We start from the raw sequence: 26,688 nt of genomic DNA, 5'->3' as shown, positions 1-26,688 counted from the left end.
GGCCGCGCTCGGGAAGGGGAGTGAAGCCGGATGGAGCTGCGCGGCAAGCGCGTGCTCGTCTGCGACTGCGAGAAGACCATGCCTCTGGACGGCGACAAGCTGGCCAAGGCCTGTCGGGCAGCGGGCGCGGAGGGCAGCCTCGAGATCAGCAGCCAGCTGTGCCGGGCCCAGCTCGGCCGCTTCCAGCGGGCGGCGCGCGACGGGGCGCCGCTGCTGGTCGCCTGCACCCAGGAGGCGCCGCTGTTCGGCGAGCTGGCGGCCGAGCAGGCTGCCGAGGCGGAGGCTCCCGAGCCCGAGCTCGGCTTCTTCAACATCCGCGAGACCGCAGGCTGGTCCGAGGCCGCCAGGGCCGCGACGCCGAAGCTCGCCGCGCTGATCGCCGCCGCCACGGTCGAGCTGGATCCGGCGCCGACCGTGACCATGACCTCCGAGGGCACCTGCCTGGTCTACGGCCGGGACGAGCGCGCCCTGGAGGCGGCCGAGCGGCTCAAGGACCGCCTCGAGGTCACGGTGCTGCTCAGCGAGGCGGAGGACCTGGTGCCGCCGCGCCGCATGGAGGTGCCGGTCTTCAAGGGCCGCATCGTCTCGGCCCGGGGCCACCTCGGCGCCTTCGCCGTCACCGTCGACGGCTACGCCGCCGCCCAGCCCTCGGCGCGCGCCGCCTTCGCCTTCGAGGCGCCGCGCAACAACGCCTATTCCGAGTGCGATCTGATCCTCGACCTGACCGGCGGCACGCCGCTGTTCCCGGCCCACGAGCGGCGCGACGGCTACTTCAGGCCCGATCCGGACAGCCCGGCCGCCGTGCAGCAGGCGATCTTCGAGGCGGCCGACTACGTCGGCGAGTTCGAGAAGCCGCGCTACGTCCGCTACGACCCGACGATCTGCGCCCACTCGCGCAGCCGCAAGACCGGCTGCACCCGCTGCCTCGACCTCTGCCCGACCTCCGCCATCACCCCGGCCGGCGACACGGTCGAGTTCGATCCCTTCGTCTGCGCCGGCTGCGGCCAGTGCGCGGCCGCCTGCCCGACCGGCGCGGCCAGCTACGCCCTGCCGGGCCCGAACTCGCTGATCGAGAAGCTCAAGGCCCTGCTCGAGGGCTACCGCGCGGCCGGCGGCCGGAAGCCGGTCGTGCTGGTCCACGACGGCCGCCACGGCGAGGAGACGATCCACCTGATGGCGCGGCTCGGCCGCGGCCTGCCGGCCGAGGTGCTGCCGATCGCGGTCAACCAGACGACCCAGCTCGGCGTCGACTTCCTGGCCTCGGCCCTCGCCTATGGCGCGGCCCAGATCGTCGTGCTGATCGATCCCCGCAAGCGCGACGAGCTGGGCGGCATCGCCGGCCAGATCGGCCTGGTCGAGACGCTGCTCGACGGCCTCGGCTACGGCGGTGGGCGGGTGCTGCTGATCGACGACGCCGATCCCTCGGCGGTCGAGGACAAGCTGTGGCGCCTGCGCGAGCTCGAGGGCCTGCCGGCCGGCAGCTTCCTGCCGCTCGGCGGCAAGCGCACGCGCACCCTGCTGGCGCTGCGCCACCTGCACGACGAGGCGCCGGAGCCCCGGAAGATCCTGCCGCTCGCCAAGGGCGCGCCCTTCGGCGCGGTCGCGGTCGACACCGCCGGCTGCACGCTCTGCCTCGCCTGCGTCGGCGCCTGCCCGACCGGCGCCCTGATGGACGCCGAGGACCGGCCCTGGCTGGGCTTCACCGAGGAGGCCTGCGTGCAGTGCGGCCTGTGCCGCAACACCTGCCCCGAGCAGGTCATCACGCTGGAGCCGCGGCTCAACTTCGGCGACGAGGCGCGCGGCGCGGTCACCCTCAACCAGGCCGAGCCCTTCAACTGCGTGCGCTGCGGCAAGCCCTTCGGCGTCGAGCGCTCGATCGAGCGGGTCGCCGAGCAGCTCGCCGGCCGCCACTCCATGTTCCTCGAGAGCGGCCGGATCGAGCGCATCCTGATGTGCGAGGACTGCCGGGTCATCACCGAGATGGAGGACCAGGACAATCCGCTGCGCGGCGCCGAGCGGCCGCGCACCCGCACGACCGAGGACTATCTGCGCGAGCGCGAGCTGGCCGAGCGCGGCGGCAACCCGGAGGGCGGCGGCTCGGTCCACTGAGGGAGCTCTAACCGGGGAGCCTGCACCCTCACGTCCCTCGACAGGCTCGGGACGAAGCGGCCGTCTGATTCGGCCGCAAAGGCTGCTTCGTCCCGAGCCTGTCGAGGGACGTGGGAGCCCTGTCCCGTCGCTGCCTCACCCCGTCTCCCGCACCGCGGTGCGCCGTGCCGTCGCCTGCAGCGCCACGGCGACCAGGCCGAAGGCGACGCCCAGCACCGTCAGGGCGGTCCAGCCGCCGGTGCTCCAGGCCGCGGTCGCCGCGGCCGAGCCGGTCGCGCCGCCGAGGAACATCGTGCCCATGAAGATCGTGTTGATGCGCGAGCGCGCCGAGGGCCTGAGCGAATAGATCAGGTGCTGGTTCGAGACCACCGCGCTCTGCACCCCGAAGTCGAGCAGGATGACGCCGACGACCAGGCCGGGCAGCGCGGTCCAGAAGCCGAAGATCAGCCAGGCGGCCATGGTCAGGCCGGCCCCCAGGGCGACCACCAGGTGCGGGCCGCTGCGGTCGGCGAGGCGTCCCGAGATCGGCGCGGCCAGCACCCCGATCGCCGCGACCAGGCCGAACAGGCCGGCGATGTCGGCGCCCAGGCCGAAGTGCTTCTCCAGGCGCAGTGCCAGGATCGTCCAGAAGGCGATGAAGGCGCCGAACAGCAGGGCCTGGGTCAGGGCGGCGCGCCGGAGCTCCGCGAATTCGCGCCACAGCCCGGCCAGCGAGCGCATCAGGCCGCCGTAGGTCAGGCCCGACTCCGGATGGCTGCGCGGCAGGCTGGCGGCCATCAGCCCGCCGGCCGCCAGCGCCATCGGCACGGCCAGCCAGAACATCGCCCGCCAGCCGGCATGGGTCGCGACGAAGCCCGCGAGCAGCCGGCTCAGCAGGATGCCGCACAGGAGGCCGGCCATGACCGAGCCGATGGTGGCGCCGCGCCGCTCCGGCAGCGCCAGGTGGGCGGCGAAGGGGATGATCTGCTGGGCCACGGTGGAGCAGATGCCGACCAGCAGCGAGGCCAGCACGACGAGGCCCGCGGTCGGCGCGACCGCGGTGCCGACCAGGGCGGCGGCCAGCGCCAGGAACTGCAGGACGATGAGCCGCCGCCGCTCGACCAGGTCGCCGAGCGGCACCAGCAGGAACAGCCCGATCGCATAGCCGACCTGGGTCATGGTCGGCACCAGGCCGGCCGCGCCCGAGCCCGGGAAGTCGCGCTCGATCACCGCCAGCATCGGCTGGTTGTAGTAGATGTTGGCGACCGCGACGCCACAGGCCAGAGCCATGGCAAAGGTCAGCCAGCGGCTCAGGCCGGGCGCCGGCGAGGCCTCGGCCGAAGCGGGCCGTTCAGCGGTCATGGAATCTCCTTCGGCTGCGCTGTCGGATGCCGGCCGCTCCCGGCTCGCGGGACGAGGTGCCGGATCGGCGGGGAACGTTCGGGGGCGGGCCGGACGAGGGCCCGGGGCTTCCAGATAGCACGGCACTGCCGGATCGGAAGGAGGGGGCGGCCGTCAGGGCCGGCCCGACCGGCCGCAAGGACTTGTGACGGAGCGGCAACGAGCCCAGGCGGGCCGCGGCCTGCGACTTTCAGATGCCCGAGCCCTTCGCCGGGCGAATGGCAGCCATCCCGCCCGTCGGCGCCGCACCCGGCGCCGGGCCACCTTCGCGTCGGCGCTTGCCAAGGCCCCGGACAGGCGACATCGTCGCTGGCCATGTCCGAAGCGATCGACCCCCGCCTCAACGCCTTCCGCGAGGACCTCGCCGACGCCCGGCTGGAGGGCCGCGTCGAGGCGCGCCATTATTCCCAGGGGCGGCCCGCCCAGGTGGCGGCCGGCATCCTCGGCCTGCACCGGCGGCCGGACCCGGCGGCGCCGCTCGACTCCCAGCTGCTGTCCGGCGAGGCCGTCCGGGTCTTCGAGACGCGCGCCGGCTGGAGTTGGGTGCAGAACGAGACCGACGGCTACGTCGGCTACTGCCGCTCCTTCTGCCTGTCCTCCGAGGTGCACGCGGCGAGCCACCGGGTGATCGCCCTCTCGACGCCGGTCTTTCCCGAGCCGACGATCAAGGCACCGGTCGCCGAGCGCCTGTCGCTCTGGGGCAGCGTCAAGGCGGTCGGCGAGCGCGGCCGCTTCGTCGAGCGCGCCGAGGGCGGCTGGGTCTTCGCGAGCCACCTCGCCGGCCTGGACTGGCGCGAGCCGGACTGGGTCGCGACCGCCGCGCGCTTCCTCGGCCTGCCCTACATCTGGGGCGGCCGCTCCGGGCTCGGCGTCGACTGCTCGGGCCTGGTCCAGCTCTCGCTCGCCACCGCCGGCCGGGCGGTGCCGCGCGACACCTACCAGCAGGCCGTCTCCGACGCCCTGGGCCGGCGCCTGCCCGTCGATGCGACGCCCGAGCGCGGCGACGTCGTCTACTGGAAGGGCCACGTCGGCATCGCGCTGGGCGAGGGCGCGGTGCTCAACGCCACCGCCTTCCCGCTGATGACCGTGATCGAGCCGCTGGCGAACCTCCACGCCCGCGCCCGCCAGGACAGCCCCGAGGGCGTCGTCGCCCTGCGCCGGCCGGATTGAAGCCGGCTACCGCTCCGGTACCGTGAGCGCGACGCCGTAGGCGGCGTAGATGCGCTGCAGGGTGCCGTCGGCGATCAGGCGGTCGAGCGCGCGGTCGACGCTCTCGACCAGGGCCGCGTCCGCCTTGCGCAGGCCGGCCGCCACCGTCCAGTTCAGCTCCGGCACGCCGGCGAAGGCCGCGACGGCCGTCACCGGGGCCTCGGGATGGCCCAGGTTGTAGAAGCCGACGCTGGCCGGGGAGACGGCGGCGACGTCGAGCTCGCCGCGGCCGAGCGCCTCGATCAGCTCGTCCTCGAAGGTGTAGGGGATCGTGCCGATCCGGCGCTGGCCGAGCCGCAGCCGGACGTAGGAGCCGACCATGGCGCCGATGCGCAGCGCCGGCGTCAGCTCGGCCTCCCCGGCGAGCGGCGGCAGGCCCGGCCGGAAGGCCAGCACGACGCCGCCGCGCTGGTAGGGGCGCGACAGCTTCACGCGCCGCTCGCGCTGCACCTCGGGGTCGACGATCGAATCGAGCACCAGGTCGCAGTCGACCCGGGCGACATGATAGGACAGCACCACCCAGCCGACCTCCAGGCCGACGCCGAGCTGCCGGGCCAGCGCGTCGGCCAGCTCGACCTGGATGCCGTGGCGCTCGCCGTTGCGGGCCGACCAGGGCAGGGCATTGGGATTGGCGCAGAGCAGGAGGCGGCCGCGCTCGCGGATCTGGTCGAGCGGCCGCGCTGCCAGGTCCGTCGCGTAGAGGCAGAGGCCGAGCAGGGCCGCGAGCGCCGCGGCGGCGAGGCGCCAGATCATGGCTTGTCCTCCGGCTTGAGGGAGCGGATGAAGGCGATCAGGTCCTTGATCTGCTGCTCGCCGAAACTGCCGCCGAAGGCCGGCATGCGGCCCGGCTTGCCGTTGAGGATCCGGGTCGCGATGAAGGCGTCGCTGCGCTTCGTGTCCATCAGCTGCGGCGCGCGGCCGCGCCGGCGGCCGCTGCCCTCGTGGCACCAGCCGCAGCCGTTGCCGGCGAAGATCTTCTGGCCGCTCGCGGAATCGCCGCCCGACAGGCCCCAGTCGTCGGAGCCGGTCGAGCCGCTCGACTGGGCAAGGACGGCGGCGGGCGCGAGCAAGCCGGCGAGCAGCAGGCCGGCGGCGAAGCGTCTGACCGTCATGTCGGACCGGCGCTCCCGGAGCATCGGCAGGTCGCCGGGGCGGGACCGAGCGTCCCGCCCCGGCGCACGGCTCTCAGGGCAGGCTGTAGACGATGAGCGCGCCGGTATCGCGCTCCATCGTCTGGTAGGGCCCGCCGAACAGCGCGCCATAGCCTTCGCCGACCAGGCTCGGCCCGCCGGTGACCACGGCGACGTACTGCTTGCCGCCGGCCGCGTAGCTGATGATGCCGCCGTTGTGCTGGGCGCCGTCGTTGGCCTGCCAGAGCGCCTTGCCGGTCCTGGCGTCGAAGGCGTGCAGCCAGCCGCGGGTGTCCGGCACGAAGACCAGGCCGCCGGCGGTCGACAGCAGGCTGGCGAGCGGCGGCTCCGGGAACTCGACCGACCAGGCGGTCTCCCCGGTGATCGGATCGCGGGCGTCGAGGTGGCCGCGCGCCTTGCCGTCGGGCGGCGGCGTCACCTCGAACTCGGCGGCGATGTTGAGCTGCGCCTGCGGCTCGGTGACCGGCGTGGTCTTCTGGACCGTCAGGTCCATGCACCACTCGTTGCCGATCTTGTAGTACAGGCCGGTCCCCGGATCGTAGGTGCCGGAGTTCCAGCTGACGCCGCCGTTGATCGCCGGGCATAGCCCCTTCTGCGGGCCCGCGGAGAGGTCGCGCCGGCCGACCAGCTCGCCGTCCTTGGTGATGTCCTTGACGAAGTTGATGTTCTTCACCAGCCGGTAGACGTTCACGACCTTGGCGTCGGCCCGGTCGTAGACGAAGGCGAAGCCGCCCTTGTTGGGATGCACGAAGTACTTCCTGCCATCCCGGTCGATGGCGACGAACTCGCCGACCGCGCTGTCGAAGTCCCAGGCGTCGTGCGGCAGCTCCTGGTGATAGAACTTCAGCTTCCCGGTCGCCGGATCGAGCGCGATCACCGAGCTGGTGTAGAGGTTGTCGCCGGGCCGCGCGCCGCCGGTCTTCCAGTCGGCGCCGCCCCAGTCGTAGAGCGGCGCGGGATTGGCGGTGCCCCACCAGACGCTGTCGGTCTCGGGGTCGTAGGTGCCGGGCATCCAGCCGCCGCCGCCGCCGGTGCGCCAGCTCTCGTTGCCCCAGGTCTGCCTCGCCGCATCGGTGCCGGCGACGGTGAAGAACTCCCAGAGCTTCTGGCCGGTCTTGGCATCGACGCCGAAGATCGGCCCGCGGCCGGGCCATTCGCCGCCCTGGCTGCCGATGATCACCCGGCCGTTGACGAACAGCGGCGCGCCGGTGAAGCCGACCGTCAGCTTCTGCGAGTCGAGCAGCTTCGTGTCCCAGGCCGGCTTGCCGGTCTTCATGTCGAGCGCGATCAGGCGCCCGTCGACCGTGCCGACGTAGAGCCGGCCGTCGCCCATCGCCATGCCGCGGTTGTAGGGCGAGTGGGTCTGGCGCGAGACCAGCTCCTCGTCCAGCTCGGGGCTATAGCTCCACAGCACCTCGCCGCTGGCGCCGTCGAGCGCGAAGACCCGGCTGTAGGAGCCCGAGTAGTAGAGCACGCCGTCGGCGGCGAGCGGCATCGACTGGACGCCGCGCGTCGAGCGGCCCGGCTGGTGGATCCAGGCGACCCGCAGGTCCTTGACGTTGTCCGCCGTGATCTGGTCGAGCGCGCTGTAGTGCCAGCCCTTGTAGCTGCCGTGATAGGTCAGCCAGTCGCCGGGGCTCTTGTCGGCCTCGACGATCCGGGCCGAGTCGACCTCTCCGGCCCGCACGGGCGCCGGCCCCAGAGCCAGCAGAGCCACGACCGCGAGGCTCGCCGTGGCGGACAGACCTCTCCTGCTGATGGACATCGCTGATTCCTCCCGTTGATACCGACCTTCTTGGGCGCCGCATGGCGCCGGGTCGGGCAGCCCTTCCCCGCCGTCCGGCAGGGGTCGGTTTTCGCTTTTCGTAACGGAACCGCATCAACGCTGCGCAGGGTCCCGAGACCGCGGGACCTCAGGCCGTGGAGGCTATCACGAACGGGCGGACAGCACCATTGGTTGCATATTTTCAGGTATCGGAAGCACGCATGGCGCACTTCTCCGCGACGCGGGGGCCCGGTGCGGATCGGGTATCGATCGGGGGTCGATCGAACGCGGATCAGTTGCGGATCGAGCGCTCCGGCGGGAACCGCAGGGCGACGCGGGCCCCCTTGCCCGGGGCGCTGTCGATCACCAGGGTGCCGCCGTGAGCCTCCAGCAGGCCCTTCGTGATGGCGAGGCCGAGGCCGGTGCCGGACTGGTTCTGGTAGCGCCGCTCGCCGCTCAGGTTGAAGGGCTCGGTGACGGCCGCGAGCCGCTCCGGCGGAATGCCGATGCCGGTGTCGCGGACGCTCACCTCGATGCCGCCCCGCTCGCGCTCGCAGGCCGCCAGCACGATCAGGCCGCCGGCCGGCGTGAACTTCACGGCGTTCGACAGCAGGTTGAGCAGCATCTGCCGCACCATGCGCCGGTCGGCGCGCAGCAGGGGCGTCGCACCGGTCTCGACCGAGACGCGGATCCCGGCCTCGTCGGCCATCCGGTGCACCGTGCGATAGCACTGGCCGAGCAGCGCGCCGAGCTCGATCGGCTCCTCGTGGAGCTCGAGCTTGTCGAGCTCCAGCCGGGACAGGTCGAGGATGTCGTTGATGACCTCGAGCAGGTGATGGCCGCTGTCGCGGATGTCGGCACCGTACTCGGCGTACTTCGGATGCCCGACCGGGCCCTTCATCTGCTCGGCGATGACTTCCGACATGCCGATGATCGCGTTGAGCGGCGTGCGCAGCTCGTGGCTCATGTTGGCCAGGAACATGGTCTTGGCGCGGTTCGCCGCCTCCGCCGCACGGGTCGCCCGCTCGAGCTGGCGCTCGTGCTGCTTGCGATGGCTGATGTCGCGGAAGAAGCCGACCAGGATCGGACGCTCGCCGATCACGGTCGGCCGCGCCGCGATCTCGACCGGCAGCACCGTGCCGTCGTTGCGCAGGATCGTTGCGTCGGGGACCAGCAGTCGCCCCTGCTCCAGATGCTCGCGGAAGGTCCGGCGGAAGCGGTCGCGCTCGTCGAGCGGGTGCAGCTCGCTCTGGTGCAGCCCGATCAGGTCGCGCGTCGTGCAGCCGAACAGCTCGGCCGCCCGCTCGTTGACCTCGCAGATCCCCCCGCTCTCCGCATCGGCCAGCAGGATCGCGTCGGTGCAGGTGTCGAGGATGGCCCGGTGCTTCTGCTCGGAGGCGAGCAGCCGCGCCTCGGCCACCTTGCGCTCCGTGATGTCCCGCACGACCGCCATCATCAGCGGCCTGCCGTCCTGCTCGAACTTGGAGATCGAGGCCTCGGCGTCGAACTGCGAGCCGTCCCGCCGCCGCCCGGTGATCGCGCCGCGTTCGCGCATCCGGCGGCTGGCGACGCCGGAGCGTGCGAACTGCCGGATCCGCTCCGCATGCCGCACGCGTGCATCCTCGGGGATCAGCAGGTCGAGCGGCCGGCCGAGCAGCTCCGCGGTGCCGTAGCCGAACAGGCGCTCGGCAGCGGGATTGAGGTAGGCGATCACCGCATCGCGGTCGACGACGACGATGCCTTCGTCGAACGCATCCAGAAGCCCGAGGTCCAAGGCTGTCTCCCCCTACTGGCCTTGCCTGGCCGTCGCGCTCCCGGTTCCGGGCGTCGCCCGCGGCTTCGGCCCGGACAGGCGATCTCCGCCTGCGGCCCGCCGCCTCTATTTTATCCATGAATAATATATGGATAAATAAATCGTAAGCGGAGAAGTTCGTGAGCTAACTTTTTTTACGGAAGTTCGGGGCGACGGCTCAACGGCCGTCGTAGTCGCCGAGGTCGGCATCCTCGCTGCGGTCGAAGTCGACGTGGATGTGGTTGCCGTCGGGATCGAGGAAGTTGACCTGGCGCAGTTCGATGCCGGGTACGATGCGCACCCAGTAGGCCACCTTGCGGGCACGCAGGTGCGCCAGGAAGCCGCCCAGGTCCTCGGCGGCGAAGGCGAAGTGCTCCAGCTTCGGGTCGTGGCCGGCACGCGGCCGCGACTCGCCGACGAGATGCACGACCGGCTGCTCGCCGCAGTAGAGCCAGGCGCCGGGAAAGTCGAAGGGCGGCCGCCAGCCCGGCCTGAGGTCCAGGACCTCGCCGTAGAAGTCGACCAGGCGGTCGAGATCGGCGGTGCGCAGGTTGACGTGGTTGAGCTGCTTCAGGGCCATGACCGCAACTCTAGACCATTCCGGCTTTTCCCGGTATCGCTGGAGCGGTCACCGGCCCGCTGGCGGCCGCTCCGCTCCCAGGCACTCCGCAGTTCCCCGGGTGGTCGGATCGACGCTCAGCGGGCCGGTGACTTCTCGACGCGGCACCGCCGCAGCAGCTATTCCGCCGCCTGACGGCGCAGCGCGCCGGGGTCGTAGTCGATGTTGGGCGCCAGCCAGCGCTCGGCTTCGGCCAGCGACCAGCCCTTGCGCGCCGCGTAGTCCTCGACCTGGTCGCGGCCGATCCGGCCGACGCCGAAATAGCGCGCCTCCGGGTGCGCGAAGTACCAGCCGGAGACTGAGGAAGCCGGGGTCATCGCGAAGCTCTCGGTCAGCCGCACGCCGAGACGCTCCTCGCTGCCGAGCAGCTTGAACAGCGTCGCCTTCTCGCTGTGGTCGGGACAGGCCGGGTAGCCCGGCGCCGGGCGGATGCCGCGGTACGTCTCGGCGATCAGCTCGTCGTTCGTGAGCGCCTCGTCGGCCGCGTAGCCCCAGAAGCGCTTGCGCACCTGTTCGTGCAGCCACTCGGCGGCGGCCTCGGCGAGGCGGTCGGACAGCGCCTGCACCAGGATCGCCTCGTAGTCGTCGCCGGCCGCCTTGCGCTCGGCGGCATAGCGCTCGACCTCGCCGCCGGCGGTGACGCAGAAGCCGCCGATCCAGTCGGCCTTGCCGCTCCCGGCCGGCGCCACGAAGTCGGCGAGCGAGAGGTTCGCCCGGTCGTCGTCGCGCGCCATCTGCTGGCGCAGCATGTGCAGCTCGGCCAGGGTCTCCTTCCGGCCCTCGTCGGCGAAGACCCGGATGTCGTCGCCCTCGGCCGCGGCCGGCCAGAAGGCGCAGCGCGCCCGCGGCCGGACCAGCCCCTGCTGAACCAGGCGGTCGAGCATCGCCTGGGCATCGGCGAAGAGGCTGCGCGCCGTCGGGCCGACGGCCGGGTCGTCCAGGATCTTCGGGTAGCGGCCGTGCAGCTCCCAGGTCTGGAAGAAAGGCGTCCAGTCGATCCGTTCGATCAGCTGGGCGAGCGGCAGCTCGTCGAGCTGCACCGGGTCCAGCCCCTGGGCCGGCACCGGCGGCTCGTAGCCGGCCCAGTCGATCGCCAGGCCGTTCTCGCGGACCGCGTCGAAGGGCGCGCGCGCCCTGCCCTCGCCCTTGCGCGCGAAGCTCTCGCGCATCTTCTCGTAGTCGGCGGCGACCTCGGCGACGTAGTCCTCGCGCAGGCCCTTGCTGACCAGCCGGCCGGCGACGCCGACCGCGCGCGAGGCATCGGCGACGTGGACCGTCGGCCCTTCGTAGTTCGGCGCGACCTTGACCGCGGTGTGGATCTTGCTGGTCGTGGCGCCGCCGATCAGCAACGGCAGGGTGAAGCCCTCGCGCTGCAGCTCGGAGGCGACGTAGCGCATCTCGTCGAGGCTCGGCGTGATCAGGCCCGACAGGCCGATCATGTCGACGCCCTCGGCCCGGGCGGTCTCCAGGATCCTGGCGCAGGGCACCATGACGCCGAGGTCGATGACCTCGAAGTTGTTGCACTGCAGGACCACGCCGACGATGTTCTTGCCGATGTCGTGGACGTCGCCCTTGACCGTCGCCATCAGGATCTTGCCCTTGGCGCCGCCGGTGTCGCCGCTCTTTTCCTTCTCGGCCTCGATGTAGGGCAGCAGGTAGGCGACCGCCTTCTTCATGACGCGCGCGGACTTGACGACCTGCGGCAGGAACATCTTGCCGGCGCCGAACAGGTCGCCGACCACGTTCATGCCGGCCATCAGCGGGCCCTCGATGACCTCCAGCGGCTTGTCGGCGCGCTGCCGGGCCGCTTCCGTGTCTTCCTCGATCCAGTCGAGGATGCCGTGCACCAGGGCGTGCTCCAGGCGCTTCTCGACCTCGGCCTCGCGCCAGGACAGGTCGATCTCTCGCTTCGCCGTGCCACCCGACTTGTACTGCTCGGCGATCTCCAGCAGCCGGTCGGTGGCGTCGGCGCGGCGGTTCAGGATGACGTCCTCGACGCGCTCGCGCAGGTCCTCCGGGATGTCGTCGTAGACCGGCAGCTGGCCGGCGTTGACGATCGCCATGTCGAGGCCCGCGGGGATCGCGTGGTAGAGGAAGACCGAGTGCATCGCCTGGCGCACCGGCTCGTTGCCGCGGAACGAGAAGGAGACGTTCGACAGGCCGCCCGAGGTGCGCACGTGCGGCAGCTCGGCCTTGATCCGCCCGATCGCCTCGATGAAGCCGCGGGCATAGTCGTCGTGCTCGGCGATCCCGGTCGCGACGGCGAAGATGTTGGCGTCGAAGACGATGTCCTGGGGCGGGAAGCCGACCTGCTCGGTCAGCAGCCCATAGGCGCGCTTGCAGATCGCCAGCTTGCGCTCGGCGGTGTCGGCCTGGCCCTGCTCGTCGAAGGCCATGACCACGACGGCGGCGCCGTAGCGGCGGACCTTGCGCGCCTGCTCCAGGAAGGGCCCCTCGCCTTCCTTGAGCGAGATCGAGTTGACCAGCGGCTTGCCCTGGACGCACTGCAGGCCGGCCTCGATGACGCTCCACTTCGAGGAGTCGATGACGATCGGCACCCGCGCGATGTCGGGCTCCGAGGCGATCAGGTTCAGGAAGCGGCGCATCGCCGCCTCCGAGTCCAGCATCGCCTCGTCCATGTTGACGTCGATCATCTGCGCGCCGTTCTCGACCTGCTCGCGCGCGACGTCGAGGGCCTCGTCGTAGCGGTCCTCGAGGATCAGCTTCTTGAACTTCGCCGAGCCGGTGACGTTGGTCCGCTCGCCGATGTTGATGAAGGTGGCCTGGGATTTCACTTCCGACTGCTTCTGCATCGCCTCGCTCATGACGCCAGCCGGAAGGGCTCGAGGCCGGACAGGGTGAGTGCCGGCACCGGCTCCGGCAGGACGCGGGGCCGGACGCCCTCGACCGCGGCGGCGATCGCCGCGATGTGCTCGGGCGTCGTGCCGCAGCAGCCGCCGAGGATGTTGACCAGGCCGTCGCGCGCCCAGGCGCCGAGGTGCCTGGCCATCGAGTCGGGCGTCTCGTCGTAGCCGCCGAAGGCGTTCGGCAGGCCGGCGTTGGGATGGGCCGAGACGCGGGTCTCCGCGACCCGCGCCAGCTCGGCCACGTAGCTGCGCAGCTCCTTCGGCCCGAGCGCGCAGTTGAGGCCGATCGAGAAGGGCCGGACGTGGGCGACCGAGATCCAGAAGGCCTCGGCGGTCTGGCCCGAGAGGGTCCGGCCCGAGAGGTCGGTGATCGTGCCCGAGACCATGACCGGCCAGCGGCAGCCGAGCTCCTCGAAGACCTCCTGGATCGCGAAGAGCGCGGCCCGGGCGTTCAGCGTGTCGAACACCGTCTCGACCAGCAGGATGTCCGCGCCGCCCTCCAGCAGGGCGCGCGCCGCCTTGCCATAGTCGGCGCGCAGCGCCTCGAAGGAGGTGTTGCGGAAGCCCGGGTCGTTGACGTCGGGCGACAGCGACGCGGTGCGCGAGGTCGGGCCCAGCACGCCGGCGACGAAGCGCGGCCGCTCGGGCGTCGCCACCGCCTCGGCGGCCTCGCGGGCCAGGCGGGCGCCCTCGCGGTTGAGCTCGGCCGCGAGGCTGCCCAGGCCGTATTCCGCCTGGCTGACCTCGGTCGCATTGAAGGTGTTGGTCTCGACGATGTCGGCGCCGGCCTCCAGGTAGGCCCGGTGGATGCCGCGGATCGCGTCCGGCCGGGTCAGGGTCAGCAGGTCGTTGTCGCCCTTGAGGTCGCGCTCGTAGCCGGCGAAGCGCTCGCCGCGATAGTCGGCCTCCTGCAGCTCCAGGCGCTGGATCATCGTGCCCATCGCGCCGTCGAGCAGCAGGATGCGCTCCGCAGCGGCGGCCTCGAGCAGGGCCGTGCGCCCGGCCACCTCGTCTCTGTCGATCGTCATTCGGTTGCGCGCGCCGCTTGCGGCCGCTTGTCCCGACCTCGCCCGCGCGCCCTCTTGCTGTGGTTCAGGGCTTGTCCGTTGCCGTTTCAGGCCACGTCGGCCATCTCGGGATCGAGATGCAGGCTCGAGGAGGGCGGCGTGACCTGGTCGACCACCTCGGGCCGGCGCCAGCCGGTGAAGGGCCGCCAGCCGTCGTCGGAGATCGCGCGCAGCGCCCGGTCGAGCCGGACCGTGGCGTCCAGGCTGTCGCCGCCGCCGACCAGGTTGACCTCCTCGGCCAGGGCCGCGCGCAGCCAGTCGCGCTTGGCCGAGCCGCCGTGGCGGTAGCGGATCAGGCCGTCGGCCAGCTCCAGCGAGCGCTCCGAGAACTCGACGCCCTGGTGACCGCGCTGCAGGAAGACCGGCGCCAGCGCCCGCAGCTTCTCCTTGGCCCGGCGCGCGCCGCGCAGGAAGGCCGGTGAGCGGCCGGTGCCGGGCACCATGTCGATGGCGACGCCGTCGACGCCGCCGGCCAGCAGGCCCTCGACCTGCACCGCCACGGCGTCCTCGAGATCCTTGGGCGCGGCGTCCCAGCCCTGGTCGCGCACGACCCCGAGCACGAAGCGGCGGCGGCCGCGGCCGGGCACCGAATCGACCGCCTCGCAGGCCAGCTCGGCGGCGGCGTAGTTGATGTAGAAGGCCTGGTCGCCGAGGCCCCAGCGCGCCAGGGTCAGCGGCGAGGCCTGCAGGGAGTTGGTGCGGATCACGTCGGCGCCGGCCCGCAGGTAGGCGCGGTGCCCCTCGCGGACCAGCTGGGCCCGGGTCAGGTTGAGCAGCTCCAGGCAGTCCTCGACGCCGTTGAGGTCGCGCGCGACGTTGAGCTGCGCGCCGCGCAGCCGCCGCGACAGCGAGCCGTCGGTCAGCAGCACGCGCTGGTCGATCGCTTCGATGAGAGTACGCATCAGGCCGCCTCCTCGAGCGGGGGCCGGATGCCGAGCAGCCGGCACACGGCATAGGACAGGTTGGCACGGTTCAACGTGTAGAAGTGGAAGTCCTCGACGCCCTCGCGCATCAGCTTCTGGCAGAGATCGGCCGCGGTGTGCGCGGCGACCAGCGCCCGGGTCTCGGGGTCGTCGTCCAGGCCCGCGAAGCGCTCGTGCAGCCAGGCCGGCACGTTGGCGCCGCACTTCCGGCTGAACTCCAGCAGCTTGGCGAAGTTGGTGACCGGCAGCACGCCGGCGACGATCGGCTGGGTGATGCCGGCGGCCCGCGCCCGGTCGCGGAAGCGCAGGAAGACCTCGGCGTCGAAGAAGTACTGGGTGATCGCACGCTCGGCCCCGGCGTCGAGCTTGCGCTTCAGGTGCGCGAGGTCGGCCTCGGCCGAGGCGGCGTTCGGATGGGTCTCGGGATAGGCGCCGACCGAGATGTCGAAGCCGCCGATCCTCTTCAGCCGGGCGACCAGTTCCGCGGTGTCCCGGTAGCCTTCGGGGTGCGGCTCGAAGCCGCCGGCCATGTTCGGCATGTCGCCGCGCAGGGCGACGATGCGCCGGATGCCGGCCGCGGTCAGGCGCTCGGCGACGGCGTCGACCTCATGGCGCGGCGCGCCGACCAGGGTCAGGTGCGAGGCCGCCTCGATGCCGCGCGCCTTCAGGCCCTGGACGATGCCGAAGGTGCGGTCCCGGGTCGTGCCGCCGGCGCCGTAGGTGACGCTGCAGAACTGCGGAGCGAGGCCGTTGAGCCGCTCGGCGGTCTGCCAGAAGCGCTCCTCGGCCGCGCCCTCGGGCGGCGGGAAGAACTCGAAAGAGATCACGGGGCTCCGGGTCATGGGCTCAGACGACCTCCTTGCGCAGCCGGCCGTCCTGTCCGTCGGACGTCAGCGTGTCGTTGGCGGGACGCCGCGCCGTCCAGAGACAGACGGTCAGCGGCTTGCCGGGCAGCCGTTCCGGCGCCTCGGCGACCAGCCCGGCCTGCTCCAGCAGGCGCGCCATGCGCGCCTCGGAGAAGCCGAGCCAGCGGTGGGCATGGTTCTCGCGCAGCTCGCTGTGCTGGTGCTCGTCGAAGTCGACGACGACCAGCCGGCCGCCGGGCCGCAGCACCCGGGCGGCCTCGGCCAGCGCCGCGGCGGGATCCTCGACGTAGTGCAGCGCCATGTGCAGCACCGCGACGTCGAAGCGGCCGGCCTGGAACGGCAGGCGGTTCATGTCGGCGTGGCGCAGCTGGCAGTGGCGCAGGCCGGCGCGCATGACGTTGGCGCGCGCCACCTTCAGCATGTCGAGCGAGCGGTCGATGCCGATCGCGCCGACCACCTTGTCGCCGAGCAGCTCGAGCACCCGGCCGGTGCCGGTCGCAATGTCGAGCAGCTCGCCGACCGGCTCGCGGCCGATCAGGCGGCGCAGCGCGACGTCGACCTTGGCCTCGTCGACGTGCAGGGTGCGCACCCGGTCCCAGTCGGCGGCATTGTGCCGGAAGTAGGCCTCGGCCTTGACCGCCCAGCCGGCACGCACCTCTTCCAGGCGCTTCAGGTCGAGCGCGTGCTCGGCGTCGTCGTCGGGGATCAGGTCGACGATCTGGCGCGCCAGGGCGGCCACGGGCCCGCGCTCGGTCAGGCGGTAGAAGGCCCAGTTGCCCTCCTGCTGGCGCTCCAGCAGGCCGCCCTCGACCAGCAGCTTGAGGTGCCGCGAGACGCGCGGCTGGCTCTGCCCGAGGATCTCGACCAGGTCGCTGACCGTCAGCTCGCCGTGGGCGCAGAGCGCCAGGATGCGCAGCCGGGTGCCTTCGGCGACGGCGCGCAGGCCCTGCAGCAGGCGGTCGAGGGAGCTGTCGTTCGTCATAGCCACATAAAGATATCTTTATGCGGTGATGCGGGCAAGCGATATTTCCGCCGGGAGGCCGGGAACCGATCGCGCGGAAAAAGTCTCTTGAAAGGAGCCGCGCGATGGCCGCAAATCCGGCACATTCCGGCATAAGTGAGCGATGACCGCCCCAACGATCCCGGACAGTCGGAAAAGCATAGGCATGTCGATGACCCTCAGCCGCCGCGCCCTTCTCGCCGGCAGCGCCGCCGTTACCTTTGTTTCGACGCTGGCCGGACGGTCGCTGGCCCAGAGCGCGACGTCGGGCACGACCTCGGGCACGGTGCAGACCGCGGGGCCGCGCCTGGGCGATCCGGTGCCCTTCGACCGCTCGGCCCTGGTCGACCGGGCGCGCGCGCTGGCCGGCGAGGCCTACGAGGCGCCGGAGCCGCGCGCCGCCGAGGCCCTCGATAAGATCGACTACGACGCCTACAACGAGCTGAAGTACAAGGCGAGCCGGGCGCTCTGGCAGGGCGAGGTGCGCTATCCGGTGCAGTTCTTCCACCTCGGCCGCTACTTCAAGCTGCCGGTGACGGTCTACGAGGTCGAGGGCGCGGTCGCGCGCAAGGTGCTCTACGACCCCTCGCTGTTCGACTACGGCAACACCGGCCTCGCCGACAAGCTGCCCGACGACCTGGGCTTCGCCGGCTTCCGCTACATGAACCCCGGCGAGCCGCCGACCGACTGGCTGGTGTTCCTCGGCGCCGCCTACTTCCGCACCGCCGGCCCCTTCGGGCAGTACGGCCTGTCGGCGCGCGGCATCGCGATCAACACCGCGACCGACGCCCGCGAGGAGTTCCCGCGCTTCAGCGAGTTCTGGCTGGAGAAGCCAGCGGCGGACAGCCGCGAGGTCACCATCCACGCCCTGCTGGAGGGCCGCTCGGTCGTCGGCGTCTACAGCTTCAAGGCGCGCAACGAGAACGGCGTGGTCATGGACGTCGACTCGACGATCTTCCTGCGCCGCGAGGTCGAGCGCCTGGGCATCGCGCCGCTGACCTCGATGTTCTGGTTCTCCGAGACCAACCGCCAGGTCGCCACCGACTGGCGGCCGGAGATCCACGATTCCGACGGCCTGTCGCTCTGGACCGGCGCCGGCGAGCGGATCTGGCGGCCGCTCAACAACCCCAAGCGCCTGCAGGTCAACGCCTTCGTCGACCAGAACCCGCGCGGCTTCGGCCTGATGCAGCGCGACCGCGACTTCCGCGACTACGAGGACGACGGCGTGTTCTACGACCGCCGGCCGAGCCTCTGGGTCGAGCCGGTCGGCGAGTGGGGCGAGGGCGCGGTCGAGCTGATCGAGATCCCGACCGACGACGAGATCCACGACAACATCGTCGCCTTCTGGCGGCCCAAGGCGATGCCGAAGGTCGGCCAGCCGCTGAGCATGAGCTACAAGCTCTACTGGGTCGCCGACCAGCCCTTCCCGGCCAAGGACGTCGGCCGCGTGCTGGCGACCCGCATGGGCCGCGGCGGCGTGCCCGGCCAACCGCGCCCGAAGGACCTGCGCAAGTTCGTCATCGACTTCGCCGGCGGCCCGCTGCCGAATCTCGACAAGGGCACGCCGGTCGAGGCCGTGGTCGCCGCCTCGCGCGGCGAGATCGTCAACAAGTACTGCCTCAGGGTCGTCGGCACCGACCGCTGGCGCGCCGTCTTCGACCTCAAGGCCGACGGCAGCGACCCGGTCGACCTGCGGCTCTACCTGCGGCTCGGCGAGAAGACCCTGACCGAGACCTGGCTCTACCAGTACCTGCCCTTCACCTATCCGAGCGAGTGACCGGCCGCCCGGGGCGATCCCGGGCGGCCGCCGGCTCAGTAGGTCGCCTGCAGGCCGGAGACGCCGGTTCCGGCGGCGCGCACCGTCTCGACCGCCTCGGCGAGCTGGGCCAGGAACTCCTCGCGCACCGGCTCGTGCAGCATCGACATCATGGCGTGCAGGCCCTTGGGCTCGCGGGTCAGGCCGGCCAGCCAGCCGTTGGCGCCCATCGCCTCGGCGACCCGGAAGATGTCGAGCTCCCTCGAGCCGTAGTTGATGATCGTCAGGTCCGGCTCGGCCCAGAGCTCCAGGCCGGGGATCGCCCGGATGCCGGCGACGTAGCCGTCGACCATCGCCGCCAGCCGCTCGGCGGTCCGGCGGAAGCCGCTCTCGCCGAGGTGGTTGAGCACGGCCCAGGCGCCGGCCACCGCGCCGCCGGGACGGGTGCCGACCAGCGTCGCGGTCTCGAAGCGGCCGTTCGGCCAGGCGTCGGCGACGAAGCTCGCCCGCGCCAGGTCCTCGGCGTCGCGGTAGAAGACGGTCGAGGCCGGCTTCGGGCAGAAGCCGAACTTGTGCAGGTCGGCCGAGATCGAGCGCACGCCCGGGAAGCGGAAGTCGAAGGCCGGCGTCGACCGGCCGATCCGGGTGAAGAAGGGCGCCAGCCAGCCGCCGACGCAGGCGTCGACGTGCAGCCAGACCCCGGCCTCGAGGGCCAGCGCGCTCAGCTCCTCGATCGGGTCGATCACGCCGTGCGGGAAGCAGGGCGCCGAGCCGACGATCGCGATGGTGCGCTCGTCGATCAGCGGGCGCAGCGCCGCCGGATCGGCCCGCCGGTCGGCGCGCAGGCCGCCGCGGCGCAGCTCCAGGTCCATCGCCGCCGCCGCCTTGTCGAAGGCGGGATGGGCGGTGATCGGCATGACCACGTTCATCCGCCCCTCGCCCGGCGCGATGCCCTTCTCGGCCCGGCGCGCGTCGCGCGCCGCCTTGAGCGCCAGGAAGATGCTCTCGCTGCCGCCGCAGGAGAACACGCCCTCCGCGCCCTCGGGCGCCGAGAAGAGGTCGAGGCCGAAGTCCAGCACCTCGCGCTCCATCGAGCCGATGCCGAAGAAGGCCCGCTTGCGGCCCAGCGCGTTCTCGCTGAAGAACTCGAAATAGGCCTCGCGGCCGATCTCGTAGGTCTCCTCGTCGTTGAAGAAGACGAACAGCGGCGTCCGCCCCCGGCGCCAGTCGACGTCGCCGGCCGAACGGGCCCGCATCTCGGCCTGGAGGTCCGCCCAGTCCCGGCCGCCGCCTGGGAATCTCGCACGTGTCCCGGTCATCGTCACTCCGCTGACTTGTCTTCCGAAGGGGTTGCGCCGGCCTAGCCGGGCAGGATGTTGAGGATCATCGCCGCGCCCTCCTCCAGGTCCGCGGCGACCTCCGCCTCGGCGGCGGCAGCGTCGTGCACGCGCAGGGCCGCGATCAGCCGGCGATGGTGCTCGTAGCCGGCGAGCGACTTGCGGTAGGCATAGGACAGGCGCGTGCGGGTCGGGCCGGCGCGCAGCAGCAGCCCGTCGATGATCGAGAGCAGCAGCGGCTGGCCGGCCGCCTCGTAGATCGCGAGGTGCAGCTGGGAGTCGACCTCCAGCGCCTGGTGGAACTGGTCCTGTCGCAGATGCGCCGCGAGCCGCTCGTTGAGCGCCTCGATCGCCGCGACCTGGGACGGCTCGATGCGCGCCGCGGCGAGGCCGGCGGCCATCGGCTCCAGCGCCAGGCGGACGCGCACCAGCTCGCGGTAGGCGGCCCGGCCGAGCTCCGGCGCGCGGAAGGCGCGGGTCTCGGTCATCTCCAGCGCGCCCTCCGTGGCCAGGCGCATCATGGCCTCGCGCACCGGCGTCATGCTGACGTTCATCTCGCGGGCGATCTGGCGGGCCGAGAGCTTCTCGCCCGGCGCCCAGAAGCCGACCAGCAAGCCGCGCCGGAGGCGGGCGTAGACCCGGTCGGTCAGCGTCGCCCCGCGCGACAGCTCGTCCAGGATGGCCGCTCCGCCCGCGGAGGGATCCGGCTCGGCCAGCTTCGGTTCCTGCTCGCTCATCGACTCTGCGCGCTCCCCAGGTTTCTTTCGACGCGGCGCCCGTACCACGAGATGCTGCCGCACATGATCGCGTAGACGGCGGCGACGAAGACATAGTCCTCGACGTAGAAGCCGATCCAGTCGGGGTCGGCCAGGGCGGCCTGGGCGGCGCCCAGCAGGTCCAGCATCGCGACGATGACGACCAGCGAGGTGCCCTTCAGCGCCGCGATGATCAGGTTGATCAGCGCCGGCAGGATCGTCTGGAAGGCCTGCGGCAGCACCACCCTGGCCATCATCACCGGATAGGACAGCCCGAGCGAGCGCGAGGCCTCGTACTGGCCGCGCGGAATCGCCTGCAGGCCGCCGCGCAGCACCTCGGCCATGTAGGCGGTGAAGAACAGGACGATGCCGGCCAGCACCCGCCCCAGGCCGCTCGGCGTGAAGCCGTCGGGCAGGAAGATCGGCAGCAGCACCGAGGCCATGAACAGCACGCTGATCAGCGGCACGCCGCGCACCAGCTCGACGTAGAGCGTCGCCGCCGCCTTGAAGACCGGCAGGTCCGAGAAGCGCGCCAGGGCGACCGGCACGGCCAGGATCAGGCCGAAGAAGACGCCGAAGACGGTCAGCAGGACGGTCAGCGGCAGGCCGCCCCAGTAGGCCGACTCGACCGGCGCGAGGCCGAGCAGGCCGCCCCACATCAGCAGGCTGTAGACGGCCAGGCCGAGCCCCCAGGCCAGGGCCAGGCGCCGGCTCCAGCAGCGCGGGTTGAGCGAGACCACGACCAGCGCGACCAGCAGCGCCGTGGCCAGTGCCGCGCGCCACTGCTCGCCGTAGGGATAGAGCCCGAAGAAGATCAGCCGCGCCTTGTCGCCGATGAAGGCCCAGCAGGCGCCGCCGGCGGGCGGGCAGCCGCGCATGTCGTCGGCCCGCCAGACCGCCGAGAAGACCGCCCAGTCGAGCAGCGGCGGCAGCGCCGCGACGAGCAGCGCCAGGACGCCGAGGTTGACCAGCGCGACGGCCGGCGTCTCGACCAGCACGGCGAGCCGGGGCGGCAGGCGGTGGGCCAGGCGCGTGGTCATCGGGCGACCAGCCGCGCGCGGGCGTTCATCCAGTTGAGGAGCGCCGAGGTGATCAGGCTGAGGATCAGATAGACCAGCATGATGATCGAGATGCACTCGATCGCCTGGCCGGTCTGGGTCAGCGTGACGTTGGCGACGCGCACCAGCTCCGGGTAGCCGATCGCCACCGCGAGCGAGCTCTCCTTGGTCAGGTTCAGGCAGGAGTTGGTGATCGGCGGCAGGATGATGCGCAGCGCCTGCGGCAGCACGACCAGGCGCATCACCCGGGGGCGCGTCAGGCCGAGGGCGATCGCAGCCTCGGTCTGGCCGCGCGGCACCCCGAGGATGCCGGCCCGGATGATCTCGGCGTTGAAGGCGGCGGTGTAGATCGTCAGGCCGAGCAGCATGGCCAGCAGCTCGGGCGTCACGGTCAGGCCGCCGACGAAGTTGAAGCCCCTGAGCTGCGGCGCCTCGACGGCGAGCGGCGCGCCGGCCGCCAGGAAGGCCGCGAGCGGCGGCAGCAGCAGCGCCGCCAGGGTCCAGCGCAGCGGATGCGCGACCCGGCGGCCGAGCCGGGCGCGGCGACGGCACGCCAGCCACACGGCCGGCGCCAGCAGCGCGCCGGCCAGCGCCGCGGCGGCGACGGCGCCGTAGGCCGGGTCGTCGAGCGGCACCGGCAGGAAGACGCCGCGGTTGGTCAGGTAGACGCCCTCGACCGGCGACAGCGCGCGGCGGACCGGCGGCAGCGCCCGGGTCAGGACGGTGTGCCAGAAGATCAGCTGCAGCAGCAGCGGCACGTTGCGGGCGACCTCGACGTAGCTGCGGCAGACCCGCGCCAGCACGACGCTCGGCGAGAGCTGGCCGAGCGCGACCACCAGGCCGAGCAGCGTCGAGAGCAGGATGCCCAGGAAGGCGACCTTGAGCGTGTTCAGCACGCCGACCTCGAAGGCGCGCAGGTAGCTGTCGCCGGCCTTGTAGGGGATCAGGCTCTCGCCGAGCTCGAAGGGCGCCTTCTCCCACAGGAAGCCGTAGCCGGAATGCACCGACAGCCGGTCGAGGTTGCCCGCGGCGGTCTGCACGACCGCCCAGGCCAGCGCCGCAACGACCAGCAGGAAGAGAACCTGGGCGACGAGGCCCGGGCGCCGCCGACGGCGGCGCCCGGGAGGGCGCGCCGGCCGCGGTGCGTCCCCACGCGCACCGTGGCCCGCGCCGCCCTCGCCGCCGGCATCGATCACTGCCATCCGGGAGCGATCATCGCGCCGCCGTCGCGCCACAGGGCGTTCATGCCCCGCGGCACGCCGAGCTTGGAGTCCTTGCCGAGGTTGCGGTCGTACATCTCGCCGTAGTTGCCGACCGCCTCGACGACCTGGAGCATCCAGTCGTTCGGCACGCCCATGTCCTGGCCGATCGTGCCCTCGACGCCGAGGAAGCGCCGGACCACCGGGTCCTTCGACCCGGCCTTCATCTGCGCGGCGTTGGCCGAGGTGATGCCCAGCTCCTCGGCGGTCACCATGCCCCAGTGCATCCACTGCAGGACCTCGCGCAGCTTCGGGCTGCCCTCGAGGATCACCGGCGCCTCGAAGGACTTGGCGATCAGCGTCTTCAGGATGACGTGCGCCGCCGGATCGGCCGAGCGCGAGCGGCGGATCGCCAGGTAGGGCGGCTCCATGGTCACCGCGTCGCAGCGGTCGTCGAAGTACATCGAGAACATCTGGTCGCTGTTCTCGGCCGCCGCCGGCGTGAAGCTCATGCCGTGGGCGCGGAACCAGTCGGCGAGATAGCCCTCGGTCACCGTGCCGGCCAGCACGCAGATCGTGGCGCCGTCGAGGCCCTTGACGTCGGTCACGCCGGCCGACTTGTGGACCATGAAGCCCTGGCCGGTCAGGTGGTTCGGGCCGATGAAGTCGAGCCCGAGCTTGGTCTCGCGCGAGATCGTGTCGGTGACGCTGCGCGACAGGATGTCGATCTCGCCCGACTGCAGGGCCGGGAACATCTGTGCGCCGGTCAGCGCCGTGAACCTGACCTTGGAGGCGTCGCCCAGGATCGCCGCCGCCGCGGCCTTGCAGAAGTCGACGTCGAAGCCCGACCACTGCCCCTTGTCGTCCAGGAAGCCAACGCCCGGCAGGTAGTTCAGGGTGCCGCAGTGCAGCTCGCCGCGCGCCTTGATGGCGTCGAGCAGATCGCCCTTGCCGGTGCCCTCGGCCTGGGCCGAGCCGATGGTGCAAGCCAGAGCCGCAGCCGCAAAGCCGGCCGCTACCGCCTTTCTGATCATGTCAGAACCCCCTGTTCGTTGGTGCCTCGGGGCCGCTTGCCGGCGGCCCATCGTTATCTGTTATGTGCTATAACACATAACAGATAACGGCTCCAAGAGACTCTGCGCGGCGGGCTCAGGCCTCGGCGGCGACGTAGCCGGCGCAGACGATCATGTCGCCGACGGCCTTGGCGTAGGTGTGCTTGGTGCCGAGCTGGCCGCTGGTCGCGGAGCGCCAGAGGTAGCTGGTCCAGACGCCCCCGGGATGCGCGACGGAGGCAACGATGATGTCCCGGATGAAGGGCTTGCCGTCGGCGTCGCGGACGCCGGCGATGTTGCGGCCCTCCATGCGCCGGTCCGGATGCAGCAGCAGGGTGCCCAGGCGGTCGAGGACGAAGATGTAGAGGCCGGCGTCCGGGCGCGCCCAGGTGCCGTCCGCGCCGTGCTCCAGCGCCCGCGGGAAGCCGTAGGTCTCGAGCGCCCGCGCCGCCGCCTCGACCATCTCGACGACGGCCTGGCGATCGTCGGCGGCGCAGGCCAGCGGCAGCCGCGCCAGCAGCAGGCCCGCCAGGGCCAGCAGGGCCAGCAGGGCAGCCAGGGCGTCGCGGCGGCCGGCGCCGGTCGAGCTGCCGCCGGTTCGCGCCATGCCGCCGGCCCGCTCCGGCGCTAGTTGACCGGCCGCCCGCGCGGCAGGTAGCGGCCCTCGGCCATGCCGGCGAAGGCCTTGGGGATCTCGGGGTGGGAGACCGGCTTGCCGCTGTCGTCGGGCAGCAGGTTCTGCTCCGAGACGTAGGCGACGTAGGTCGTCTGCTCGTTCTCGGCGTAGAGGTGGTAGTAGGGCTGGTCCTTGGAGGGCCGCACCTCCTCGGGGATCGCCTGCCACCACTCCTCGGTGTTGGCGAACACCGGGTCGACGTCGAAGACGACACCGCGGAACGGGAAGAAGCGGTGCTTGACGATCTGGCCGATCTCGAACTTGGCGATGCGCACGGGCATGTCGGGCTGAGGCTTCCGGCTGGCTCGGAGGACAGCCCTAACATCGCCGCCGCCGCCGCGGAAATCAAATCCCGGATGGCCTTGTGGATTTGCGGCGCCGCCCCGCCCTACAGCTCCGCCGGCGGCGCGCGCCGCCGGGCGCGGCCGAGCAGGCCGAGCCGGGCCTCGCGGTGCGCGATGTAGAGGCCGCTGGCGATCAGCACGGCGGCGCCGGCCCAGAGCGTGTGCTTGGGCACCTCGCCCCAGATCAGCCAGCCCAGGGTCGAGCCCCAGAGGATCGAGGCGTAGTCGAAGGGCGCCAGCACCGCGGCGTCGGCGTAGCGGAAGGCGGCGGTGACGATCAGCTGGGCGACGCCGCCGAACAGCCCGAGGCCGATCAGCAGCAGCCAGCCCTGCAGGCTCGGCGTCACCCAGACGAAGGGCAGCGCCAGGGCGGTCGCGGCGACCGAGATCACCAGGTACCAGAAGACGATCGCGGTCGGCGTGTCGGTGCGGTTGAGCTTGCGCACCGAGATCAGCACCTGGGCGTAGAAGAAGGTCGCGACCAGGACCAGCAGCAGCTGGGGATCGAAGCCGGACTGGCCGGGGCGGACGATCAGCAGCGTGCCGAGGAAGCCGACGACGACCGCCGCCCAGCGCCGCGGCCCGACCGCCTCGCCGAGCAGCCAGGGCGACAGGGCCGTGACGAACAGCGGCGCCGAGAAGGAGACGGCGATGACGTCGGCCAGCGGCAGGCGGGCGTAGCACCAGAAGAAGGTGCCGAGCGAGACGAGGCCGGCGGCGGCGCGCCAGACGTGCTGCAGCGGCCGGTTCGGCTTCAGCACCGACAGGCTGCCGGCGCGCCAGACCATGGCCGCGACCGGCAGCAGGGCGAAGAGGTTGCGGAAGAACAGCACCTGCTCGGTCGGGATCGCCGGCCCCAGGCTCTTCACCGAGGCGTTCATGCCGGCGAAGAACAGGGTCGAGAGCAGCATCAGCGCGATGCCGCGCCCGGCCTGGCCCACGCCGTGTCCGGCGCCGTGCCCGAAGGCCGGCGCGCGGCCGCCGACGGGGCCACAGTCGGGGCCGCGGCCGGGGCCTGGGGCGCGGGTCTGGGCGCCCGCCGTCTCGGCGGCGCGGTCCGGGGAGGCGGAGGCGGCCATGCAGCCCCGAGCCTAGAGCCCCGGGGCGCCGAATCCAGCGCCGAAGCAGCAGCCCCCCTGCCCGCCTCCCGCATGGCCGGAGCGGCGGCGCCAAGCGGCTTGACAGCCCGCGACCCGCCGCCATATAGGGTCGGCCTCCTGGCGGCGGGGTAGCTCAGTTGGTTAGAGCAGCGGAATCATAATCCGCGTGTCGGGGGTTCGAATCCCTCCCCCGCTACCAAGGATTCTCCGGCAAAATCAGATCCTTCTCGGAACTCATCCGGGAATGGATTGGGTGCCGCGGTTCACTCGACGGCAAGTGTCGCGCGGCGCGAGATTTGAGACCGATCGGCGACCGCTTTGAGACCGGAAGGGGTTCCGGCCAAGGCCCTCGATGTTCAGGCCTGGTGGCCAGTTTGAACTTGGCTTGAACGCCCTCTTAAGGTCTCCTCCCGGCCTCGTTGCGCATCTTGTAGCGCGGCGCGAGATTTGGCACTAATCGGCAGCCGATTTGGCACCAGCGCCCTTGATCGTGACGGTTGAGTTGGCCTAGTTCGGCATGGCCATCACGAGCCCGGTGTCAATCGCCCAGTCGGAGCGGCGATCGTTCGGACGTGCCTCAGTGACGCGCGGGCGGCCGTCGCTGTCAATCCGGATGTTGAGCGTGCCGCCCGTATCGACCCGCTGAGGCCCGGCCAGCGGAAC

The 26,688-nt window shown here is 71.8% G+C and carries 22 protein-coding genes and 1 tRNA gene; 4 read left to right on the top strand and 19 right to left on the bottom strand.

What is annotated here, in order from left to right; genetic code table 11:
• The first annotated feature begins 30 nt into the window (after window positions 1–30).
• The gene (locus tag B9O00_RS30320) at window positions 31–2,109 is read left to right on the top strand and encodes a 4Fe-4S dicluster domain-containing protein (protein ID WP_085126893.1); all 2,079 of its coding nucleotides are present in this window, start codon (window positions 31–33) and stop codon (window positions 2,107–2,109) included.
• Window positions 2,110–2,244: 135 nt separating this feature from the next.
• Here the strand turns inward: B9O00_RS30320 and B9O00_RS30315 are convergent, their stop codons facing one another.
• Entirely contained in the window at window positions 2,245–3,450 is a 1,206-nt protein-coding gene (locus tag B9O00_RS30315; protein WP_085126891.1) for an MFS transporter, read from the bottom strand.
• 354 nt (window positions 3,451–3,804) lie between these two features.
• Here B9O00_RS30315 and B9O00_RS30310 point away from each other — a divergent pair, with 354 nt between their 5' ends.
• Complete coding sequence (locus tag B9O00_RS30310; RefSeq protein ID WP_085126889.1) at window positions 3,805–4,659, top strand: C40 family peptidase; 855 nt, start codon at window positions 3,805–3,807, stop codon at window positions 4,657–4,659.
• A gap of 6 nt (window positions 4,660–4,665) precedes the next feature.
• On the opposite strand, the gene B9O00_RS30305 is transcribed toward B9O00_RS30310, so the two are convergent.
• From B9O00_RS30305 to B9O00_RS30265, 10 genes are all read right to left on the bottom strand, one after another.
• Window positions 4,666–5,451, bottom strand: coding sequence for a substrate-binding periplasmic protein (locus tag B9O00_RS30305; protein WP_085126887.1), 786 nt, complete (start codon window positions 5,449–5,451; stop codon window positions 4,666–4,668).
• Entirely contained in the window at window positions 5,448–5,810 is a 363-nt protein-coding gene (locus B9O00_RS30300) for a c-type cytochrome (protein WP_085126885.1), read from the bottom strand. The genes B9O00_RS30305 and B9O00_RS30300 overlap by 4 nt, the downstream gene beginning before the upstream one ends.
• A 73-nt stretch (window positions 5,811–5,883) precedes the next feature.
• The gene (locus B9O00_RS30295) at window positions 5,884–7,614 is read right to left on the bottom strand and encodes a pyrroloquinoline quinone-dependent dehydrogenase (RefSeq protein WP_085126883.1); all 1,731 of its coding nucleotides are present in this window, start codon (window positions 7,612–7,614) and stop codon (window positions 5,884–5,886) included.
• Window positions 7,615–7,906: 292 nt separating this feature from the next.
• Window positions 7,907–9,388 carry a PAS domain S-box protein gene (locus tag B9O00_RS30290; protein WP_085126881.1) on the bottom strand — a complete coding sequence of 494 codons (1,482 nt, stop codon included), beginning with the start codon at window positions 9,386–9,388 and terminating at the stop codon, window positions 7,907–7,909.
• Between the two features lie 196 nt (window positions 9,389–9,584).
• The gene (locus B9O00_RS30285; RefSeq protein ID WP_085126879.1) at window positions 9,585–9,986 is read right to left on the bottom strand and encodes a VOC family protein; all 402 of its coding nucleotides are present in this window, start codon (window positions 9,984–9,986) and stop codon (window positions 9,585–9,587) included.
• Between the two features lie 158 nt (window positions 9,987–10,144).
• The gene (gene metH, locus B9O00_RS30280) at window positions 10,145–12,850 is read right to left on the bottom strand and encodes a methionine synthase (RefSeq protein WP_322111232.1); all 2,706 of its coding nucleotides are present in this window, start codon (window positions 12,848–12,850) and stop codon (window positions 10,145–10,147) included.
• Window positions 12,847–13,920: a homocysteine S-methyltransferase family protein gene (locus B9O00_RS34360; RefSeq protein WP_179243997.1), complete on the bottom strand. Its 1,074-nt coding sequence runs from the start codon at window positions 13,918–13,920 to the stop codon at window positions 12,847–12,849. Before B9O00_RS34360 ends, metH begins: the two co-directional genes overlap by 4 nt.
• 86 nt (window positions 13,921–14,006) lie before the next feature.
• On the bottom strand, window positions 14,007–14,861 hold the full coding sequence (locus B9O00_RS30275; protein ID WP_085126877.1) for a homocysteine S-methyltransferase family protein: 855 nt from the start codon (window positions 14,859–14,861) through the stop codon (window positions 14,007–14,009).
• The gene (metF, locus tag B9O00_RS30270; protein WP_085126875.1) at window positions 14,861–15,724 is read right to left on the bottom strand and encodes a methylenetetrahydrofolate reductase [NAD(P)H]; all 864 of its coding nucleotides are present in this window, start codon (window positions 15,722–15,724) and stop codon (window positions 14,861–14,863) included. The genes B9O00_RS30275 and metF overlap by 1 nt, the downstream gene beginning before the upstream one ends.
• A 4-nt stretch (window positions 15,725–15,728) precedes the next feature.
• A complete protein-coding gene (locus tag B9O00_RS30265; protein ID WP_085126873.1) occupies window positions 15,729–16,730 on the bottom strand; it encodes an ArsR/SmtB family transcription factor in 1,002 nt (333 codons plus the stop codon).
• Window positions 16,731–16,914: 184 nt separating this feature from the next.
• Between B9O00_RS30265 and B9O00_RS30260 the strand changes: the two genes are divergently transcribed.
• Complete coding sequence (locus tag B9O00_RS30260) at window positions 16,915–18,525, top strand: OpgD/OpgG family glucan biosynthesis protein (protein ID WP_085126871.1); 1,611 nt, start codon at window positions 16,915–16,917, stop codon at window positions 18,523–18,525.
• Between the two features lie 35 nt (window positions 18,526–18,560).
• On the opposite strand, the gene B9O00_RS30255 is transcribed toward B9O00_RS30260, so the two are convergent.
• The 8 genes from B9O00_RS30255 to B9O00_RS30220 form a co-directional block, all read right to left on the bottom strand.
• Entirely contained in the window at window positions 18,561–19,760 is a 1,200-nt protein-coding gene (locus B9O00_RS30255) for a pyridoxal phosphate-dependent decarboxylase family protein (RefSeq protein ID WP_143596413.1), read from the bottom strand.
• A 104-nt stretch (window positions 19,761–19,864) separates the two neighbouring features.
• Entirely contained in the window at window positions 19,865–20,578 is a 714-nt protein-coding gene (locus tag B9O00_RS30250; protein WP_085126867.1) for a GntR family transcriptional regulator, read from the bottom strand.
• On the bottom strand, window positions 20,575–21,636 hold the full coding sequence (locus B9O00_RS30245; RefSeq protein WP_085126865.1) for an amino acid ABC transporter permease: 1,062 nt from the start codon (window positions 21,634–21,636) through the stop codon (window positions 20,575–20,577). Before B9O00_RS30245 ends, B9O00_RS30250 begins: the two co-directional genes overlap by 4 nt.
• A complete protein-coding gene (locus B9O00_RS30240; RefSeq protein WP_085126863.1) occupies window positions 21,633–22,856 on the bottom strand; it encodes an amino acid ABC transporter permease in 1,224 nt (407 codons plus the stop codon). The genes B9O00_RS30245 and B9O00_RS30240 overlap by 4 nt, the downstream gene beginning before the upstream one ends.
• Entirely contained in the window at window positions 22,847–23,887 is a 1,041-nt protein-coding gene (locus B9O00_RS30235) for a transporter substrate-binding domain-containing protein (RefSeq protein ID WP_159460378.1), read from the bottom strand. The genes B9O00_RS30240 and B9O00_RS30235 overlap by 10 nt, the downstream gene beginning before the upstream one ends.
• 115 nt (window positions 23,888–24,002) lie before the next feature.
• Complete coding sequence (locus B9O00_RS30230; protein ID WP_085126859.1) at window positions 24,003–24,512, bottom strand: cache domain-containing protein; 510 nt, start codon at window positions 24,510–24,512, stop codon at window positions 24,003–24,005.
• A 20-nt stretch (window positions 24,513–24,532) separates the two neighbouring features.
• Entirely contained in the window at window positions 24,533–24,862 is a 330-nt protein-coding gene (gene hspQ, locus B9O00_RS30225) for a heat shock protein HspQ (RefSeq protein ID WP_085126857.1), read from the bottom strand.
• Window positions 24,863–24,969: 107 nt separating this feature from the next.
• Window positions 24,970–26,004: a DMT family transporter gene (locus B9O00_RS30220; protein WP_085126855.1), complete on the bottom strand. Its 1,035-nt coding sequence runs from the start codon at window positions 26,002–26,004 to the stop codon at window positions 24,970–24,972.
• A gap of 143 nt (window positions 26,005–26,147) precedes the next feature.
• Between B9O00_RS30220 and B9O00_RS30215 the strand changes: the two genes are divergently transcribed.
• Window positions 26,148–26,224, top strand: a tRNA-Met gene (locus B9O00_RS30215).
• Window positions 26,225–26,688 lie beyond the last annotated feature (464 nt).

This window comes from Tistlia consotensis USBA 355 (assembly GCF_900177295.1).
Taxonomy (GTDB): domain Bacteria; phylum Pseudomonadota; class Alphaproteobacteria; order Kiloniellales; family DSM-21159; genus Tistlia; species Tistlia consotensis.
Note: the sequence above shows the minus strand (reverse complement) of the source record. Positions and strands in the feature narration are given on the sequence as shown.

Bases quoted from the DNA above. Each gene is read 5' to 3' on its own strand.
- B9O00_RS30295 (WP_085126883.1), bottom strand. From the start codon at position 7,614: ATGTCCATCAGCAGGAGAGGTCTGTCCGCCACGGCGAGCCTCGCGGTC.
- B9O00_RS30315 (WP_085126891.1), bottom strand. From the start codon at position 3,450: ATGACCGCTGAACGGCCCGCTTCGGCCGAGGCCTCGCCGGCGCCCGGC.
- hspQ (WP_085126857.1), bottom strand. From the start codon at position 24,862: ATGCCCGTGCGCATCGCCAAGTTCGAGATCGGCCAGATCGTCAAGCAC.
- B9O00_RS30310 (WP_085126889.1), top strand. From the start codon at position 3,805: ATGTCCGAAGCGATCGACCCCCGCCTCAACGCCTTCCGCGAGGACCTC.
- B9O00_RS30240 (WP_085126863.1), bottom strand. From the start codon at position 22,856: ATGGCAGTGATCGATGCCGGCGGCGAGGGCGGCGCGGGCCACGGTGCG.
- B9O00_RS30230 (WP_085126859.1), bottom strand. From the start codon at position 24,512: ATGGCGCGAACCGGCGGCAGCTCGACCGGCGCCGGCCGCCGCGACGCC.
- metF (WP_085126875.1), bottom strand. From the start codon at position 15,724: ATGACCCGGAGCCCCGTGATCTCTTTCGAGTTCTTCCCGCCGCCCGAG.
- B9O00_RS30320 (WP_085126893.1), top strand. From the start codon at position 31: ATGGAGCTGCGCGGCAAGCGCGTGCTCGTCTGCGACTGCGAGAAGACC.
- metH (WP_322111232.1), bottom strand. From the start codon at position 12,850: ATGAGCGAGGCGATGCAGAAGCAGTCGGAAGTGAAATCCCAGGCCACC.
- B9O00_RS30235 (WP_159460378.1), bottom strand. From the start codon at position 23,887: ATGATCAGAAAGGCGGTAGCGGCCGGCTTTGCGGCTGCGGCTCTGGCT.
- B9O00_RS30285 (WP_085126879.1), bottom strand. From the start codon at position 9,986: ATGGCCCTGAAGCAGCTCAACCACGTCAACCTGCGCACCGCCGATCTC.
- B9O00_RS30220 (WP_085126855.1), bottom strand. From the start codon at position 26,004: ATGGCCGCCTCCGCCTCCCCGGACCGCGCCGCCGAGACGGCGGGCGCC.
- B9O00_RS30250 (WP_085126867.1), bottom strand. From the start codon at position 20,578: ATGAGCGAGCAGGAACCGAAGCTGGCCGAGCCGGATCCCTCCGCGGGC.
- B9O00_RS30245 (WP_085126865.1), bottom strand. From the start codon at position 21,636: ATGACCACGCGCCTGGCCCACCGCCTGCCGCCCCGGCTCGCCGTGCTG.
- B9O00_RS30305 (WP_085126887.1), bottom strand. From the start codon at position 5,451: ATGATCTGGCGCCTCGCCGCCGCGGCGCTCGCGGCCCTGCTCGGCCTC.
- B9O00_RS30260 (WP_085126871.1), top strand. From the start codon at position 16,915: ATGTCGATGACCCTCAGCCGCCGCGCCCTTCTCGCCGGCAGCGCCGCC.
- B9O00_RS30275 (WP_085126877.1), bottom strand. From the start codon at position 14,861: ATGCGTACTCTCATCGAAGCGATCGACCAGCGCGTGCTGCTGACCGAC.
- B9O00_RS30255 (WP_143596413.1), bottom strand. From the start codon at position 19,760: ATGCGGGCCCGTTCGGCCGGCGACGTCGACTGGCGCCGGGGGCGGACG.
- B9O00_RS34360 (WP_179243997.1), bottom strand. From the start codon at position 13,920: ATGACGATCGACAGAGACGAGGTGGCCGGGCGCACGGCCCTGCTCGAG.
- B9O00_RS30265 (WP_085126873.1), bottom strand. From the start codon at position 16,730: ATGACGAACGACAGCTCCCTCGACCGCCTGCTGCAGGGCCTGCGCGCC.
- B9O00_RS30300 (WP_085126885.1), bottom strand. From the start codon at position 5,810: ATGACGGTCAGACGCTTCGCCGCCGGCCTGCTGCTCGCCGGCTTGCTC.